Raw genomic sequence first — 17,246 nt, forward strand, 5'->3', positions numbered from 1 at the left:
CCTGATAATAAAAATCCTACGCTTTTACACAACAAATGCATACAAGTTAAGACACTATAATCGACTAGCGCTGCGACCTTATGCCTCATGCCATATGTAAACCCTCAGGCTATACTCTGGCGCTGGCCCTCGTGACGGGAGTTTCCGTGTCAAAATCGACAGCGCCGATCTCCGGCTTCCATGACCACCTGCTGCAGCTGACCTACATTCGGACTGTCACCCTGTTCGGGCTCTCAGCCGCTCTGCTGTTTGCACTCTATGTACTACACCTTCAGATCAACGCCTGGCTGACCGCCGGCACACTGGGCGTACTGGCACTGATCAACCTGTTTACCTACGCGCGTTTACACTCGGCCTGGCCTGTCACCGAAGCCGAGCTATTCTCACAGCTGGTAGCCGATGCGGTGCTCTACGGAGCCCTGATCTACCAGACCGGCGGTGCCACCAACCCGTTCATCTTTTTGCTACTGATCCCCCTGTTGATCTCCGCAGCCACACTGGGTTGGCGCTACACCTTTCTCGTTGCGCTACTGGTCGTCACCTTTTACAGCTCGCTGATACGCTATTACATCCCGGTGATTCCCAACACCAGCGGACACAAGCACAGCCTGATGGCGCTTTTCGACCTGCATATCACCGGCATGTGGCTCAACTTTCTGTTCAGCGTGCTGCTGATCAGCTGGTTTATCGTGAGACTGCAGCAGACCATGCACCGGCAGGAGTTAAGGCTCGCACGCGCGCGCGAACGCCGCATACAGGACCAGCAGCTGCTGTCTCTGGCCACACTGGCAGCCGGTACCGCGCATGAACTCGGCACCCCCCTTTCGACCATGAGTGTGGTGTTGCGCGATATGGCACTGGACCATCCTGACGGTGAGCTGGCCGAGGACATTGCCCTATTACAGCAACAGGTCTCCGCCTGCTCAGAACGTTTACAGGCGATGGCACAAAATGCCCAGCAAGCCGGACGCTCGGAGCTGACGCCGGCCACCGACATGTTGGACCGTCTGCTGGATCAATGGCAGCTGATGCGCCCCGAAGCCAACTATCGGTTACAGATTCAAACTCACCCACAGGCTCCACAGGTGCGCTGCTCAATCCAACTACTACAAGCGCTGACCAATCTACTCAACAACGCAGCCGATGCCTCGCAGGACACCCTCGATATTGAGCTGAGCTGGGATCAGGAGCAGATATGGCTGCGCATCCATGACCAGGGGCCCGGCCTCCCATTGGCCACCGCCGCGGATCTTGGCAAGCCGTTCGTCACCACCAAGGGTAAAGGACTGGGTATCGGTCTTTTCCTCACCGCGACGACGCTTGCTCAGCAGGACGGCGATGTACGTCTGTATAATCATCCCCAAGGCGGCACACTGACCGAAGTCCGGTTGCCGATTCCATCCACACACGAGAATACACGATGAGCAGCGAGTTTCTGGTCGTCGATGACGACTCCACCTTTACCCGCGTGTTATCCAGAGCGCTGACCCGCCGCGGATATAACGTGAGCGTTGCCCGCAACGTCAGTGAAGCCCTTACATGCGCACAGGAACAACCACCGGCTCTGGCCAGCGTGGATCTGAAGATGGAGGGGCCCTCTGGGCTTGAGCTTATAGAGGCGCTGAAAGCGATCAACCCGGATGTGCGGATCCTGATACTGACCGGCTATGCCAGCATTGCCACCGCCGTGGATGCTATCAAGCTAGGAGCGGTCAACTATCTGCCAAAGCCCGCCGACACTGACCAGATACTGGAGGCGCTGCAACAGGTATCCGCCAACGCCGAGCAGCCTATCAACCACGATCCGATGTCAGTGGACCGCCTTGAGTGGGAACATATTCAGAAGGTGTTGGCAGCCAACGAGGGCAATATATCTGCCACGGCCCGGGCACTGGGGATGCATCGCCGCACCTTACAGAGGAAACTGCAGAAGCGACCGGTCAGACGTTGATCTCCAGCGATTGCAGAAAGGTATCCAGCACCATGCTGGGACTCCCGCCTTTGCGCACGATCGCGGCATAGTCAAGATCGTAGCTCATGCGAGTGGCACACAGGGCACGCATCTGACCGGATTCAACCCAGCGGCGGGCATAGTGGTCAGGCAGGAAGCCGACATATAGCCCGGTCAGTATCATGAACGCTATCCCCTCCCGATCCGACGCTTTCGCCGTCACATTCAACTGATCGAGCAGCGTCGTCACGGATTTACACGGTGCAAAGCTTTGCCCGACCGCCTCATGTGCCGCCAGCTGCGATTCGCCGATCTCGTCATCGACAACCGGAAACAGCGGATGCTCGGCACTGCAGTACAGGCGCGAGGTTTCGCTATAGAGCGGATGGTAATTCAGGCCGGAGACTTTCTGCACCCGCGGCACAACCCCCAGATGCAGTTGGCCATCTACTACGCCCCGCTCCACAATCCCCGGCGACATCATGCGAATGTCGACCTGCACATCCGGGCCCTGCGCCTTGAGCGACGCCAGTGCCCGGGTGATCTTCATGTGTGGCAGTGTCACGAGGTTATCGGTAATACCGATTACCAACTCGCCCTTGAGCTGGCGGTGGATCGAGTTAATCTCCGCCCTGAAACAGTCCAAGGCAGTGTGCAGTTCCTGAAGCGCCAGATAGGCCTTGAGCCCCTCATCGGTCAGCGCAAATCCGGCGCGGCCCCGCTGGCATAGTCGCAAGCCAAGCCGCTTTTCCAGATCAGCCATACTGGCACTGATGGCGGAGCTGCTGACGTTAAGCGCCACCTCAGCCTGAGCAAAGCCGCCAGACTCCACCACCGTGCGAAACACCTTCAGCAGACGCAGATCGATGTCACTGATCTGGCCGAGCACGCACCGCTTCATCGTCCTAACGCTCGCCAGACATCTTGGGGCGGGACAGCCAAGGCATCGGCAAAACCCGCTGCAGGCGACGACAGGCATTGAGCACCCGATCATCGCGTCCCTTCGCCGCAACCACGTGCAAGCCCACGGGCAAACCCGCGACAAAACCGCACGGCAGGGTCGCCGCCGGCTGCTGAGTCAGGTTGAACGGATAGGAGAAAGGGGTCCACTCCATCCAGTAGCGCTGCTGATCGTTTGCGGTATCACGACCGGCCTCGAAAGCCGTAATCGGCAGGGTGGGCGTCACCAGGAGATCGTAGCGCTGATGAAATTTTTCCATCTGCACCCCGAGCGCAGCGCGGGCATCCACCGCCTTCATATAGTCAACGATGTTGATATGCATGCCCTGTTCAGCGATAGCGCGAAAGCCCGGATCAAGCAGTGCCCGTTGAGCCTCGCTCATGCCGCTGACAACCTTGCCTGCACCGGCAAACCACAGGGTCGAAAAGATCTCGACCGGATCGCTGAACCCCGGATCGACCTCCTCCACCTGCGCCCCGAGTTCAGCCAGCCTGGCGACCGCCTGATCGACAGTTTTGCGCACCTCGGGATCGACCGCGACATAGCCCAGCGTAGGGCTATAGGCCACGCGCAGACCGTTGAGAGGTTTGTCCTCGATATCACTCCAACGCGTGCCTAACGTCCGATCGGAGTACCAGTCCCGGCTATCCGGGCGGGCCACCGCATCCATCATCAGCAGGCTGTCTTCAACCGTGCGCGTCATCGGCCCCAGATGGGAGAGCGTCGTCATGGCGCTGGCCGGCCATTGCGGTATATAGCCAAACGTGGGCTTGATACCGAATACGCCGCAAAAACCACCGGGAATCCGAATCGAGCCCCCGGCATCACTGCCCTGATGCAGCACGCCCATATTCAATGCGGCAGCCGCAGCCGCCCCGCCGGACGAGCCACCCGCCGTTTTACCGGTATCCCAGGGGTTCGACGTAATGCCGGTCATGCGACTGTCTGTGACCCCCTTCCAGCCAAACTCCGGGGTTGTCGTTTTACCCAGAATCACCGCACCGGCCTCGCGCATGCGGGCGCTGAATGGCGCATCCTCTTCGGCCAGACTTGGCGAACTGGTGAGAGACCCACTCCTGATCGGCATGCCCGCCACTTTGGTCAGGTCCTTGATGGACGAGGGCACACCGTCGATCGCACTAAGCGGCTGCCCGCTTCGCCACCGCAGTTCCGATGCCCGGGCTTCGCTAAGTGCACTCTCTTGCGCAACATGACAGTAGGCATTTACGGCGTCATTGCAGTCGCTGATGCGCTGCAGCGCCGCTTCGGTTGCCTCGACCGGGGACAACTCTCCGGATCGATATAGCCGTCCGAGGGTAAGCGCATCAAACTCGGCGATTTCGTCATAATCAGTGTATTTCACCCATCAACCCTCCCGACCCGCTGCGCACAGCAGAACATTGAGCAGCACCGAGGCCCCGGCGGCCAAATCATCTGGATCGGCCCGCTCGAGCTCGTTATGGCTGATACCGCCTTCACAGGGCACAAAGATCATTCCCGAAGGCGCCACATCTGCCAGGAAGATAGCGTCGTGTCCAGCCCCACTGACAATATCCATGTGGCTGTAGCCAAGTGCTTCTGCGGACGTTCTGACCGATGACACACACTCGGCAGCAAAATTCAGAGGTGGAAAATCGGCGGTAGGTGTCAGGCTGATACGCACCTGATAGCGGGTTTCCAGCTCCTGTACCCGAGCTTTCAAACCAGCAACCATGGCATCCAGCGCCTCTGCTTCCAGATGACGCAGATCGACGGTCATGTCCACGCGCCCGGGGATGACATTGCGCGACCCCGGGAACAGATCCAGACAGCCAACGGTTCCACGCCCGTGCGGGGTATGCTCAAGTGCCAGACGGTTGACGCAGGTGATCAAATCCGCCGCAACCAGCCCGGCGTCCCGACGCAGATGCATGGGCGTTGGGCCCGCGTGAGCCTCCACCCCTTCAATACTGACATCGAACCATTTCTGCCCCAGCGCGCCGATCACAACCCCTATGGTCTTGTGTGCATCTTCCAGCACCGGACCCTGCTCGATATGCGCTTCGAAATAGGCACCCACAGCATGGCCGGTTACGGCACTCTCACCGGCGAAGCCGATTTGGTGCAGGGCCGCATCAACCGATATGCCATTGGCATCACGGGTTTCAAGCGTCGGTTCAAGCTCGAACTGCCCGGTAAAAACACCCGATCCCATCATGCACGGCGGAAACCGGGAACCCTCTTCATTGGTCCACACCACCACTTCAACAGGGGCGCGGGTACGAATACCCAAATCATTCATCCGGCGGATCGCTTCCAGACCCGACATAACGCCGAAACATCCATCGAATTTGCCTCCTGTTGGCTGGGTATCGATATGACTGCCGGTCATAACCGGTGGCAGGTCAGGATCGGTGCCGGCGCGACGGGCAAATATATTGCCGATGCGGTCGATTCTGATCGAACATCCCGCTTCCTCGCACCAGCGGATAAACAGTTCGCGCACCTGACGGTCCAGCTCGGTCAACGCCAGGCGATTCAGTCCGCCCTTGTCGGTTTCGCCAATCTTCCCCTGCTCCATCAGACTGTTCCAGAGCCGGTCCCGATCCACGGTCAAGGGCACATCCAGCGGTGCCCGGTCGATTTTCATATCCATCACTCGCTCCTACCTCGTGCCCTATACCGCCAGATAGCGATCTTTAATTGCCTGCTCCGCACGGAACTGTTCCCCGCTTCCGGTGTAGACGATCTGCCCCTGTTCAATCACGTAGTGCCGGTCAGCCAGTCGCTCGCACACCGCGAGATTCTGCTCCACCAGCAGCACGGAAACGCCGGCCGCTCTGATACGCTCCAAGATGCGAACGATCTCGTCGACGATCACCGGCGCCAACCCTTCTGTCGGTTCGTCCAGCAGCAGTAGTTTCGGATCGTTGACCAGCGCCCGCGCAATCGCGAGCATCTGTTGCTCCCCGCCAGAGAGCGCATTGCCGCCGTTCTTGCGTCGCTCATGAAGCCGCGGAAACATGTCGTACACATCGGACAAGCTCCAGCGACTGCTTGAGCGCACAGCAATGGCCAGATTTTCTTCAACGCTCAACAAGCCGAATATGCCGCGGTGTTCAGGCACCAGAGATATCCCCTTGCGCGCTATCTCGAACACTTCCCGACCGACCAACTCTTCGCCGTTGAATCGGATGCTGCCCTCGGCAGGACGCACGATGCCCGCGATGCTGCGTAACGTCGTCGTTTTTCCGGCACCGTTACGGCCCAGCAGGGTGACCAGCTCGCCCGGCTCCACATCCAGCGAGACACCTTCGAGCACATGGCTTTTGCCGTAGTAGGAGTGAATCCTTTTGACTTCGAGTTTCACGATCCGCTCTCCCCCAGATAGGCTTTTTTGACGCGCTCATCACCACGCACCTGATCCGGATCGCCCTCGATCAGGATATTGCCCTGATGCATGACCGTAATCCGGTCAGAGATGGACATAACCAGACGCATGTTGTGCTCGATCAGCATCACCGTGAGATCTTTCCCAAGCTCCGAGATCAGTCGCGTCATCACCGGAATGTCATCCACCCCCATACCGGAGGTGGGCTCATCGAGCAGCAACATCTCGGGATCACTGCACAGCGCCATGCCCACTTCAAGCACACGCTGTTGTCCGTGCGATAGATCGCCGGCACTGGTATTGGCCTGGGCGGTCAACTTGATCCGTTCGAGCACTTCATCGGCTTTACGCACGTGCTCCTGACGGTGCGTATCCGAGTACCAGAACGCCAACGCCCCCAGTCCGTCTCGGCCCTGCGCCGCCAGACGGAGGTTTTCGCGCACACTCAGGTTTTGAAACAGGCTGGTGATCTGGAACGAGCGCGACATGCCCGACGCAACACGCTTATGCGGTGGCTGACGCGTCAGATCCCGTCCAGCAAAGCGAATCCGACCGCTTGAAGGTCTGCGCTCTCCGGTCAGGCAATGAAACAGGGTCGTTTTGCCGGCCCCATTCGGTCCGATCACTGTGTGGATGCTGCCGCGACGAATTTTCAGGTCGACGCTGCCCAGTGCGGCGAACGCACCGTAACGCAGGCCAAGGTTTTCAGTTTCGAGAATATAGTCACTCATCACTTGGCCTCCTGCGCTTTGCCGCTTGTTTTACCTGCGGTGCAGCGTCGTTCTTTCCAGCGTTTGCACTGCGATTCCACTCCACCCCACAGGCCTGATGGCATGAACAGCACAACCGCAATCAACGCAACACCCAGGATGATCATCCAGCGAGGCCAGATGGACGACAGCAGGTCTCCGAGCAAGACGATCGTCCCGGCACCGAGCAGCGACCCCAGCAGAGAGCCTGTGCCCCCGATAATGGTCATGATCAGGATGTTCTCGGACATCAACAGTTCGATATTGGACAGCGGCGCAAAGTTGAGCAGCATGGCGTAGAGCGCCCCGGCAATTCCGGTAATGCCGCCTGAAATCACGAACGCCAGCAGCTTGAAGTGATTGGTCGAGAACCCCACGGCACTGGCTCTGCCCTCGTTTTCGCGTATCGCCACCAAGGTGGTGCCGAACGGGGAATGAATCACCCGCCGGGCGAACACGAAAATGGCCAGGAACAGCACACCCACGAAGGCATAGAAGGCGTAACTCGATGTCAGATCGGCGAGTTCAAACCCGAAGAGTGACAACGCCGGGCGCGGAACATCCAGCAGGCCGTTATCGCCGCCGGTCCAGTCACTGAGCGTATAGGCAAGAAAGTAGGCCATCTGCGAGAACGCCAGCGTCAGCATGACGAAGTAGATCCCCGTCCGTCGAATTGCCAGTGCGCCCACCAGAGTTGCCAGCAACGATCCTGCGATCATCGCGGCGACCAACGCACCGAACAGACCGAAGTCGAGATGAATCATGCTCAGGGAAGCGATATAGGCACCGCCCCCAAAGAAGATCCCCTGACCGAAGGAGAGCAGCCCGGTATAGCCCAGCAGCAGATTGCAGCCCAGCGCCGCCATCGCAAAGATCAGTATCTCGGTGGCCAGCGTTGCCGAGGGTAACACCAGCGGCATCAGGATCACCGCAGCCAGTGCGGCCAGCGTGACACCGCTGAAAATAGAGGTTTGCGCATTCGGTTTAGTCATCATGCCCTCCCGAACAGACCATAGGGTCTAAGCAATATCACCACAGCCATGGCGCCATAGATCATGAGGCTCGCCCCCTGAGGCCAAAGCGTAGTCATCAGGCTTTGTACAAGGCCCACAACCAAACCGCCCACCAGAGCACCACTGAAAGAGCCCATGCCGCCGATCACCACAACCACGAATGCCAGACCCAGCACCTCAGGCCCGATGAAGGGATGTACACCCCGTATAGGAGCTGCCAGCACACCGGCCAGCCCCGCCAGCCCAACACCCAGCGCAAACGTCAGGGCAAACAGCTTGTGGATGTGGGTACCGAGCAACGACACCGTCTGGGCGTCCTCGCTGCCGGCACGCACCAGGGCCCCAAAGCGCGTTCTTTCGAGCAGTAGCCACAGGGCCAGTGCAATTACCGCGGTGAACAGAATTACGAACAAGCGGTACTTGGGATAGAAAAAGTCTCCGATACTGATCACGCCGCTGAGCGCATCGGGGACGGCCACGGTTTTTCCGATCGGCCCCCAGATCGCGATACTCAGCTCCTGGATGATCAGCGCGATCCCCAGGGTAATCAGGATGTGAAAGGTATGCGGCAGATGGTAGGCACGACGGATCAAGGTCTTTTCGGTGACCCATGCCAGCATCGCCACGACCACCGGCGCAATCACCAGCGCCAGCCAGAAACTTCCGGTCAGGGACACCAGCGTAAAGCAGAGGTAGGACCCCAGCAGATAGTAGGCGCCGTGAGCGAAGTTAACGAAATTCAGAAGACCGAAGATGATCGTCAGACCGACCGAGATCAGGAAGTAGATCATCCCCAGCCCGATGCCATTCAGCGCCTGGAACAGATACAGACTCATCAGGTTTGCTCCTGCGTTGGGACGGATATCCGTGCCCGGCCACGCCGGGCACGGCATGCGTATCAGCTACGCGTGCACTCCAGTGAGGACTCGTCCGGGAACGACTTGCCCGAGCTGACGATCTCGACATAGTCGTCATCGTCCTGCATTTCGGACGCGGCTTTACCCTTGAGCAGGTAGTAGTTCTTCAGCACCTGATGATCGGCTGCGCGTACCACCTCGTCGCCGGTCGGACCCTGATAGCTAGTCGCTTCAAGCGCCTTGGCAACCGCTGCGCCTTCGGTTGTGCCCGCCTTGGCAATCGCATCCAGAATTACAGTGGTCCCGATGTAGTCAGCGGCCATCGGATAGTTCGGATTCATGTCATAGGCTTCGCGCACACGCTTGACCAGCGCCTTGTTCATTGGCGTATCAACGGTGTGCCAGTACTGAGCGCCGAAATAGACGCCCTCGGCCACATCGGCTCCGAGCTCCTGCAGCTGATCAAGACCCGAGGACCAGGCCACCAGAATCTTCATCTGGTTCTTCAGCCCGAAGTTCACCGCCTGACGCAACGCATTGGAGGACTGAGAACCGAAGTTAAGCAGCAGCAGTACATCGGGTTTAGCCGCCATGGCGTTGGTCAGGTATCCCGAGAACTCCTGCTCCTGAAGAGAGTGATAGCTATTGCCCACATGCTCGATACCTTCGGCCTCGAAAACAGCTTTGGCATTGCTCAGCAGCGCCTCGCCGAAGACGTATTGGGGTGTGATCGTATACCAGCGCTTCCATTCAGGGTGCGCCTTGATCATCGGCTCAACGGTTTCGTGGATCGCGCCGTAGGTCGGCACCGACCAGCGGAAGGTCGCCATATTGCAGTCGCTGCCGGTCAACTCATCGGCGCCTGCGGGTGTCATGAACACGCCGCCGACCTTGTTTACCTCTTTGCCAATCGCCAACGCCGTCGATGACAGAGTGGCGCCGTTGAAGAAACGGGCGCCCTGCTGGCTAATCGCTTCCTGCACCTTACGGACCGCCTTGCCGGCGTTGCCCTCGGTATCAATCGCCTGATAACGCACCGGGCTGCCCAGTAGATTGCCGTAATCCTCCACCGCCAGCTTGGACCCCATGTCGGCGTACTTGCCGTAACTGGCGAAGGATCCCGAGAGCGACTTTACGCCGTACACGGTGACTTCCTCGGCTGAACAGACTGCGGTGGTAGCGGCGGAGAGAACAGCCACTGTCAACAGCTTCTTCCATTTTGACGCTTGCATTCTGGTTACCTCTTTCTTGGGCTTTGAGTATTTATTTTTCGCTTCGAGGTTGGGCACTGCGGTCCAATGGAACGGGACCTTATTTATTATTGGTGTCACATTTTTCGGGATATCTGCCCATCCAGGGCAACGAAATGCTCCTCTGCTTCACACATGTGCTCGCCCATCAAGCGACGCACACCGGCCTCGTCCGATTGACGGTAGGCCGTAACGAGTTCGACGTGGTAATCCACATTCGAGCGGGTGAATTCATAGGCATCAATCTGATAAGACTTCTTCAGCACCACCAGATCGCGCAGGGTTTCATTGAGAAAGCGGGCGATAAATCCCAGTAGCGGATTCGGACAGGCATCAGCCAGCACGTTGTGGAACTCCAGTTCTGCAATACGCTGCTCTCGCTGCTCCTCTTCATTGCTCGGCCGGTGACTGCAGGCACGGATATACTCATCCAGCAACGCAAACTCACGCTCGCCCAGATGCCCCACCACCGAAACAGCCAACTCGACCTCGATCAGCTTGCGCATCTGGTACACCTGTTCTGCAGAGAGGTGTTTGAAGTACAGATAGTTGCGCAACGCCTTGCTGGCAGGGTCAGTCCCCACCTCTGAAAGCCAGGCCCCTCCGCCGGGGCCCGGGCGCGTCCAGACCAACCCCTCTACTTCGAGCGCTTTCAATGCCTCCCTGACAGTACCCTTTGAGCAGCCAAAGGTTTCGATGAGCTCCTTCTCGCTGGGCAGACGATCACCCGGCAGAAGCTTCTCTGAGACGATCATCGCCTTCACTTCATCAACGATAAGATCGGACAGTTTCTGCTTACGTCTTTTTATGCTGGGCCCGGCCATGTGCGCTCCGATATCAGGCGTGATGTCTAATTAATCTAAATAATTATGATTAATTATTAAAGCCTGAAAAAACGGCAGTCAAGCTGCCGCGTTCAATTACCCCGAGTTTCACCCAGGACGGAAGGATAATAAACAGCCAATGTCTGAACTTTATTTCAGCATTTGCTCAACAATCAGATGAGACAGGGATGGAGAAAGGTCGTGTGATTTACTGCTCGTCGATATACCGCCGCGCATCGAAGGTGCGGATCCAGTCGGGATGAAAGACCATCATTCCGGTCATGATGATGCCGTTTATCAACCCCTCCGGGAACATGATCAGCGGCAGATATCGCACATACTCGTGATAGATCTTGCTCCAGGGATAGGTATCGGAGAGCCAGAGCAGAATGCCCATGGTCATGCCGCCGCTCATGGCCGCAACACCGCCGCCGAGAAAGGCACAGAGAAACAGGTATACGAAGAAGTTCTTGGGAAAGCGCCACTCCACCACTTGCCAGATGATATGGCTCACCAGCGCGGGAATCACCACGAAGCACCAAGCGTTAGGCAGAAGCTCCGTCCAGGTCTCGCGACCGATCAGCGTCAGCCCGATCAATGCCGCGGTGCCAGCGCAGATGGCCAGATCCCAGCCGAACATCAGTGTCAGTGTTGTCATGCCGACAAAGTGAATCGACAACCCCGGCGATATTCCGGCCCGAAGTGTCCACAGCAACATCAGCACAACCGCTGCACCGAAGAGCAGATGTTGAATGCCGCGTTCGCGCACCAGCACCGCCCAGGGCAGCCTGATGAGCGCCAACACCATGACAGCCAGATACAGGATACCGGTTACCGTCAACCAGAAGCCGCTGATCAACCCTTCACTCGGATTCATCTCACTCAATTCCGTCAAGATCCACCTGTCTCAAGTGTATCTGATCGTTGCAATTTGCCATTAGTCGGCGGCGATGATCTCGGTCAATCCAGCACGCGATTGAACAGCAGTGCATCCTCTGTGCCGTCTTCCGTCGGGTAGTAGTTGCGGCGGCGGCCATCGAGGCGCCAACCACAGCTGTGATACAGATGCTGCGCGGCGCTGTTGGAGTCCCGAACCTCAAGATAGAAAGCGCCGACCCCACGCTGCTCCAGCACACCCTGGGCTTGCGTCAGCATCGCGCGCGCATGCCCCTCGTTTCGTACCTGAGGATGCACGCCGATCCGCATCAGCTCCGCCTCATCCAAGACATGACTGAACAGTATAAAACCCATCGGACGCTCCCCCAGCAGCAACCAGCACACATAACGTTTGCTATTGGTCAGCATCTGCTGCCAAAGCTTGGCCGACCAGGGGTCATCGAAACAGCTGTCATCAAGCGCCAGCAGAAGGTTAAGGTCGTCCGCCGTGGCGCGACGAAAAAGGGGCGTATTCACGAGCGTACTCAATAGCGGTTAGCTGGACTTCACCAGCAGCGGTTGCAGATCGCGCCAGAGCTCTGCCTTCAATGTCGGCAACTGCAGCAACTGGCTCAGGCTGACACTGGCGACGCAGTGCAGCTCGGGTCTGAGCGAAAATCGAATACCCCGAAGTGCGTCAAGCGTTTCTTCCCGCTCGAGCATCCACTGCGCCGCACTTTCACCCAGAAAGAGTGCGCGCGTCACACGACGCAGTTGCAACGTGATCTCCAGCTTGCGTCGAACAGCACGTTTCAACTCTTCCGGGCCCTGATCAAGCGTCGTGCCCGCCAGAACCGGCCAAGACAGCAGGGATGCGTCGCTGGGCTGATCGCCGACGCCAAGTGCACGTGCAATCCCAGCAAGCAGACGTTGATGTTGCCCGGAAAACCCCTGTCGCGCAGCCGGCGGCAGGCTGTCGACGATCAGCAGATCGCCAGCCAGCACAAAGGCCAGTTTCACGCGTGGCGCCTGGGCAGGCGGCCCGCGACGCACCGCAGGCGCCGGCGATGCGCTCTCTGGCACCGCTCCAACCGGCACAGATTGCGCCGGTGGCGCCTTTGCCCTCGTATCCGACTCAATCAGCGGTGCAATAGAGGCGCGAGCCTGTGCCCGGGCTGTCTCTGCGCTTTCAGTCGGACGCTCACTCGCAATAACCGCATCCGGCGTTTCAGGAGCGGGTGACACATCGTCGGTTTCGTCGAAACCGGGAAACTCATCCATCCCCTCCGGCATCGGATACCGGAAGCGCTCAACCCAGGGCTGCGACGGGGCTGCCCCCGGCAACGATGTCCGCGGCAACCAGCTGCTGATGCCGATCGCTTCAAGATACTGGTGCCGAAGTTGCTCGCCGCTAAGGTTCATCATTCAGTCCGTTATACCTGCGGATGGGCTTTCTGAATATTGGCATCGAGCATGTTAAGGGCATGCAAGTAAGCCTTGGCGGAGGCGATAATGATATCGGTATCCGCCCCCAGGCCGTTGACGATGCGCCCTGCTTTTTCAAGTCGTACCGTTACCTCGCCCTGGGAGTCGGTGCCCTGGGTCACGGCATTAACCGAGTAGATCTGCAGGTTGGCACCGGACTGAGCGATCTGTTCAATCGCCTTAAAGCAGGCGTCGACCGGGCCGCTGCCATCGGACTCGCCGGTGAACTCGGTGCCATCCACCATCACTTTAAGGTTGGCCACCGGCGTTTCACCTGTCTGCGAGGTCACCGTCAGGCTGCTCAGTTTGTACCGTTCACTGGCCGCTTCGGCACGGGCATCACTGACCAGCGCCATCAAGTCTTCATCGAAGATCTCGTGTTTTTTATCCGCCAGCTCCTTGAAGCGGGTGAACGCGGTATTCAGCTCGGCATCGGTCGCAAAGCTGGTGCCCAACTCCTCCAGACGGGCACGGAATGCGGCCCGGCCCGAGTGTTTGCCCAGCACCATGCGGTTGGTATTCCAGCCCACGTCCTGAGCAGTCATGATCTCGTAAGTTTCCCGGTGTTTGAGCACGCCATCCTGATGGATGCCCGATTCATGGGCAAAGGCGTTCGCACCGACAATCGCCTTGTTGGGCTGTACGGGGAAGCCGGTCACGCTGGACACCAGACGCGAAGCAGGCACGATCTGGGTAGTATCGATACTGGTTTCCACGCCCATCACATCGCGACGGGTGCGCAGCGCCATCACGATCTCTTCCAGCGATGCATTACCTGCCCGCTCACCCAGTCCGTTGATGGTGCACTCGACCTGACGCGCACCTGCACTGACAGCGGCCAGAGAGTTGGCCACAGCCAATCCCAGATCGTTATGACAATGCACCGAGAAGATCGCCTTGTCGGCGTTGGGGATACGCTGAATCAACTCGCCGATCACCTGACCGAACTGCTGCGGCACTGCGTAGCCGACGGTATCGGGAATATTGATGGTGCGGGCACCTGCATCGATGACGCGCTCAATGATACGGCACATGAAATCCATCTCGGAGCGGCTGGCATCCTCAAGCGAGAACTCCACATCGTCGATCAGGTTGCGTGCACGCTTCACGGCGCGAACAGCACTCTCGACCACCTGATCCGGTTCCATCTGAAGCTTGTACTTCATATGGATCGGTGAGGTGGCGATGAAGGTATGGATACGCCCGGAGTTTGCGTCGCGCAGCGCTTCGCCAGCGCGATCGATATCCGCATCCAAAGCCCGCGACAGGGAGCAGACGGTGCTCTCCTTGATGGTCCGTGCGATTGCCTGAACCGACTCAAAATCGCCAACACTGGCAATCGCGAAGCCGGCTTCGATGACATCCACGCGCATACGCTCGAGCTGACGTGCAATGCGTAGCTTTTCATCCCGGGTCATGGACGCACCAGGGCTCTGCTCCCCATCGCGCAAGGTGGTATCAAAAATTATGACTCGATCCTGGCTACTCATAGATGCTACTCCGCGTGAAAGGGCCGCTCCCGCAGGATGGATGTGCGAACCGCGTGAAGATTATACGACAAGGTGAAGTATACAGCGCCGACAGCGCAAATGGGCGGTTATAGTAGCGCCTCGCAACGGGGTTTGAAACCGCCGACAGCTTGACCTGCGCGAGTTCGCAGGCAAGAGTTATACACCCGCATACGACACCAAGCAGCGCAAAGGAGCGAGGGATGTCACCTACCGATTTTGACCGCCTGATTGATCGCCGAAACACCGCCAGCGAGAAGTGGGAGCGCTACCGGGACACGGAGATTCTGCCCATGTGGGTCGCCGATACCGATTTCATGGCGCCGCAGGCGGTACTCAAGGCACTGCACGAGCGGGTGGATCATGGCGTATTCGGCTACACCAACGCCCCGGCCCGCCTGAACGAGCTGGTTCTCGAACGCCTTTCCCGTATGTACGGCTGGGAGATAACCGGCGATGACCTGATCTGGCTACCGGGACTCGTGTGCGGACTGCATCTGGCCTGCCGGTCGACCAGCTCACCGGGCGATTCGGTCATGACCGCGCAACCGATCTATCCACCGTTCATGTCGGCACCGAGACTGTCGGAACGACAACTGATCACCTTACCGATGGTCCGCAAGGATAGACGTGCCGTGATCGACTTCGAGGCTCTGGAAAACGCCATCACGCCGACCACCCGCATTCTGCTGTTCTGCAACCCGCACAACCCTGGCGGCACCGTCTATCGCCGAGAAGAGCTTGAGCGACTGGCTGAAATCGTCATCAGACACGATCTCTATATCTGCTCGGACGAGATCCACTGCGACCTGATTCTTGAACCCGGACTCAGACACGTGCCGATCGCATCCCTGCACCCCGAGATCGCCGAGCGCACAATTACACTCATGGCGCCGAGCAAAACCTATAACATCGCAGGACTGGGCTGCTCCTTCGCGGTGATCTCCAACCCGCAGTTGCGTCGCCAGTTCCAGCGAGCCCGCAAGGGGATCGTGCCGGATGTGAATCTGATGGGGTACACAGCCGCAGAAGCGGCCTATGGCGACGGCGATGAGTGGAACCGGGCGCAGCTGAACTATCTGCGCGGTAACCGCGACTACCTGATGCAGGAGATCAACGCGATACCCGGACTGAGACTGGACCCAATTGAAGCGACCTATCTGGCATGGATCGATGTCAGTGCCGCCAAGCTGGAGAATCCGGCCTACTTTTTCGAGCAGGCCGGTGTCGGCATGTCGCCGGGGCGAGACTTCGGAGACGACCGTTTCATGCGCCTCAATTTCGGTTGTCCAAGAGCGCAGCTCGAGGAAGCGGTATTACGCATCCGTCGGGCACTGCTGAACCATCTGCCCGCCTAACGCTCAGGCGCGCTCGAATGTGAAGGGGATCACCTGTTCGATATGCTCGGCTCCCAGCGCCAGCATGACCAACCGGTCAAACCCGAGCGCCACGCCCGCGCAAGCGGGCATCCCCGCCTCAAGCGCTGCAACCAGACGTTTCTCCAGCGGCCGCTGAGGCAGCTGCAGCTCGGCACGCTGCTGTTGATCCTGCTCCAGACGGCGGCTTTGCTCTTTGGCATCCGTCAGTTCACGATAGCCGTTAGCCAGCTCTATTCCACACACAAACAGCTCGAACCGTGTCGCAACAGGTGTGCCGGTTTCGTCCTGCACCACCTCGGCCAGTGCCGCTTGCGATGCGGGAAAGCCGTGGACAAATACCGGCTCCTGCAGACGCGGCTCAATCACATGTGACATCAAAATATTGAGCCAGGTATCACGCGAATCGTCATCGAACGGGGCCTCGATATGTGTACGACACAGTCTCCTGAGCTCGTCCACGCCGGTGAGGTGCGGATCAATGCCCAGCTCGCGCTGAAACAGAGCTCTGTAACTTATCCGACTCGCACTGAAACCGGGAATAACGTCCGCGACCAGCGCCTCGACTTCATCCATCAACTGCTCGGCCGACAAGCCCGGGCGATACCACTCCAGCATGGTGAACTCGGGATTGTGACGGCGACCGCTCTCGCCATTGCGAAACACCTTGGCAAGCTGATAGATCGCGCCACTGCCAGCTGCCAGCAGTCGCTTCATGGCATATTCCGGCGAGGTCTGCAGATAAAGCGTCTGCTCAGGATTGCCCGGCACGGTGCCAAAGGCCACTTCAATGGAGTCGATAAACGGGTCACTGACGGCGCAGTGCGACATCAATTGCGTATCGACCTCCATCACCGCCCGCTGGGCAAAAAAATCACGCACCTGCGCCAACATTCGCGCTCTGGCCCGCAAGTTTTCCATAGAAGCGCCTGGGCGCCAATCACTGTCGACTGTCATCTGCAAGGGTGTCATCAGAGGTGAAACTTAATATCGCGACGCCCATGAAAATGGGTCGGAAGGGTGAAT

17 protein-coding genes are annotated in these 17,246 nt (G+C 58.6%); 3 read left to right on the forward strand and 14 right to left on the reverse strand.

The window, feature by feature from the left end; translation table 11 throughout:
- Positions 1-146: 146 nt before the first annotated feature.
- On the forward strand, positions 147-1,424 hold the full coding sequence (locus ADIMK_RS08200; RefSeq protein WP_231517019.1) for an ATP-binding protein: 1,278 nt from the start codon (positions 147-149) through the stop codon (positions 1,422-1,424).
- Complete coding sequence (locus ADIMK_RS08205) at positions 1,421-1,951, forward strand: response regulator transcription factor (protein WP_036186057.1); 531 nt, start codon at positions 1,421-1,423, stop codon at positions 1,949-1,951. Before ADIMK_RS08200 ends, ADIMK_RS08205 begins: the two co-directional genes overlap by 4 nt.
- Here ADIMK_RS08205 and ADIMK_RS08210 read toward each other — a convergent pair.
- From ADIMK_RS08210 to ADIMK_RS08270, 13 genes are all read right to left on the reverse strand, one after another.
- Complete coding sequence (locus ADIMK_RS08210) at positions 1,941-2,852, reverse strand: LysR family transcriptional regulator (protein ID WP_036186059.1); 912 nt, start codon at positions 2,850-2,852, stop codon at positions 1,941-1,943. The genes ADIMK_RS08205 and ADIMK_RS08210 overlap by 11 nt on opposite strands.
- 4 nt (positions 2,853-2,856) lie before the next feature.
- Positions 2,857-4,275 carry an amidase gene (locus tag ADIMK_RS08215; RefSeq protein WP_036186062.1) on the reverse strand — a complete coding sequence of 473 codons (1,419 nt, stop codon included), beginning with the start codon at positions 4,273-4,275 and terminating at the stop codon, positions 2,857-2,859.
- Positions 4,276-4,278: 3 nt separating this feature from the next.
- Positions 4,279-5,547, reverse strand: coding sequence for a Zn-dependent hydrolase (locus ADIMK_RS08220; RefSeq protein WP_231517020.1), 1,269 nt, complete (start codon positions 5,545-5,547; stop codon positions 4,279-4,281).
- A gap of 21 nt (positions 5,548-5,568) precedes the next feature.
- Positions 5,569-6,261 (reverse strand): ABC transporter ATP-binding protein, encoded by a 693-nt coding sequence (locus ADIMK_RS08225; protein WP_036186064.1) that lies wholly within the window; start codon positions 6,259-6,261, stop codon positions 5,569-5,571.
- A complete protein-coding gene (locus ADIMK_RS08230; RefSeq protein WP_036186066.1) occupies positions 6,258-7,013 on the reverse strand; it encodes an ABC transporter ATP-binding protein in 756 nt (251 codons plus the stop codon). Before ADIMK_RS08230 ends, ADIMK_RS08225 begins: the two co-directional genes overlap by 4 nt.
- A complete protein-coding gene (locus tag ADIMK_RS08235; protein WP_197027502.1) occupies positions 7,013-8,023 on the reverse strand; it encodes a branched-chain amino acid ABC transporter permease in 1,011 nt (336 codons plus the stop codon). Before ADIMK_RS08235 ends, ADIMK_RS08230 begins: the two co-directional genes overlap by 1 nt.
- Positions 8,023-8,880 (reverse strand): branched-chain amino acid ABC transporter permease, encoded by an 858-nt coding sequence (locus ADIMK_RS08240; protein ID WP_036186068.1) that lies wholly within the window; start codon positions 8,878-8,880, stop codon positions 8,023-8,025. The genes ADIMK_RS08235 and ADIMK_RS08240 overlap by 1 nt, the downstream gene beginning before the upstream one ends.
- A 62-nt stretch (positions 8,881-8,942) precedes the next feature.
- Positions 8,943-10,133 (reverse strand): ABC transporter substrate-binding protein, encoded by a 1,191-nt coding sequence (locus ADIMK_RS08245; protein WP_036186070.1) that lies wholly within the window; start codon positions 10,131-10,133, stop codon positions 8,943-8,945.
- Positions 10,134-10,228: 95 nt separating this feature from the next.
- Positions 10,229-10,975 carry a FadR/GntR family transcriptional regulator gene (locus tag ADIMK_RS08250; RefSeq protein ID WP_036186072.1) on the reverse strand — a complete coding sequence of 249 codons (747 nt, stop codon included), beginning with the start codon at positions 10,973-10,975 and terminating at the stop codon, positions 10,229-10,231.
- A 208-nt stretch (positions 10,976-11,183) separates the two neighbouring features.
- On the reverse strand, positions 11,184-11,852 hold the full coding sequence (locus ADIMK_RS08255; RefSeq protein WP_036186074.1) for an energy-coupling factor ABC transporter permease: 669 nt from the start codon (positions 11,850-11,852) through the stop codon (positions 11,184-11,186).
- Positions 11,853-11,935: 83 nt separating this feature from the next.
- Positions 11,936-12,388, reverse strand: a complete 453-nt coding sequence (rimI, locus tag ADIMK_RS08260) for a ribosomal protein S18-alanine N-acetyltransferase (protein WP_036186076.1) — start codon at positions 12,386-12,388, stop codon at positions 11,936-11,938.
- Between the two features lie 18 nt (positions 12,389-12,406).
- Positions 12,407-13,276, reverse strand: a complete 870-nt coding sequence (locus ADIMK_RS08265; RefSeq protein WP_156042839.1) for a uracil-DNA glycosylase family protein — start codon at positions 13,274-13,276, stop codon at positions 12,407-12,409.
- A gap of 8 nt (positions 13,277-13,284) precedes the next feature.
- Positions 13,285-14,826 carry a 2-isopropylmalate synthase gene (locus ADIMK_RS08270; RefSeq protein WP_036186081.1) on the reverse strand — a complete coding sequence of 514 codons (1,542 nt, stop codon included), beginning with the start codon at positions 14,824-14,826 and terminating at the stop codon, positions 13,285-13,287.
- A gap of 221 nt (positions 14,827-15,047) precedes the next feature.
- Here ADIMK_RS08270 and ADIMK_RS08275 point away from each other — a divergent pair, with 221 nt between their 5' ends.
- Entirely contained in the window at positions 15,048-16,202 is a 1,155-nt protein-coding gene (locus ADIMK_RS08275) for a MalY/PatB family protein (protein WP_036186084.1), read from the forward strand.
- A 3-nt stretch (positions 16,203-16,205) separates the two neighbouring features.
- On the opposite strand, the gene epmA is transcribed toward ADIMK_RS08275, so the two are convergent.
- Complete coding sequence (gene epmA, locus ADIMK_RS08280) at positions 16,206-17,192, reverse strand: EF-P lysine aminoacylase EpmA (RefSeq protein ID WP_368085825.1); 987 nt, start codon at positions 17,190-17,192, stop codon at positions 16,206-16,208.
- Between the last annotated feature and the right edge of the window lie 54 nt (positions 17,193-17,246).

This window comes from Marinobacterium lacunae (assembly GCF_000705555.1).
Taxonomy (GTDB): domain Bacteria; phylum Pseudomonadota; class Gammaproteobacteria; order Pseudomonadales; family Balneatricaceae; genus Marinobacterium_D; species Marinobacterium_D lacunae.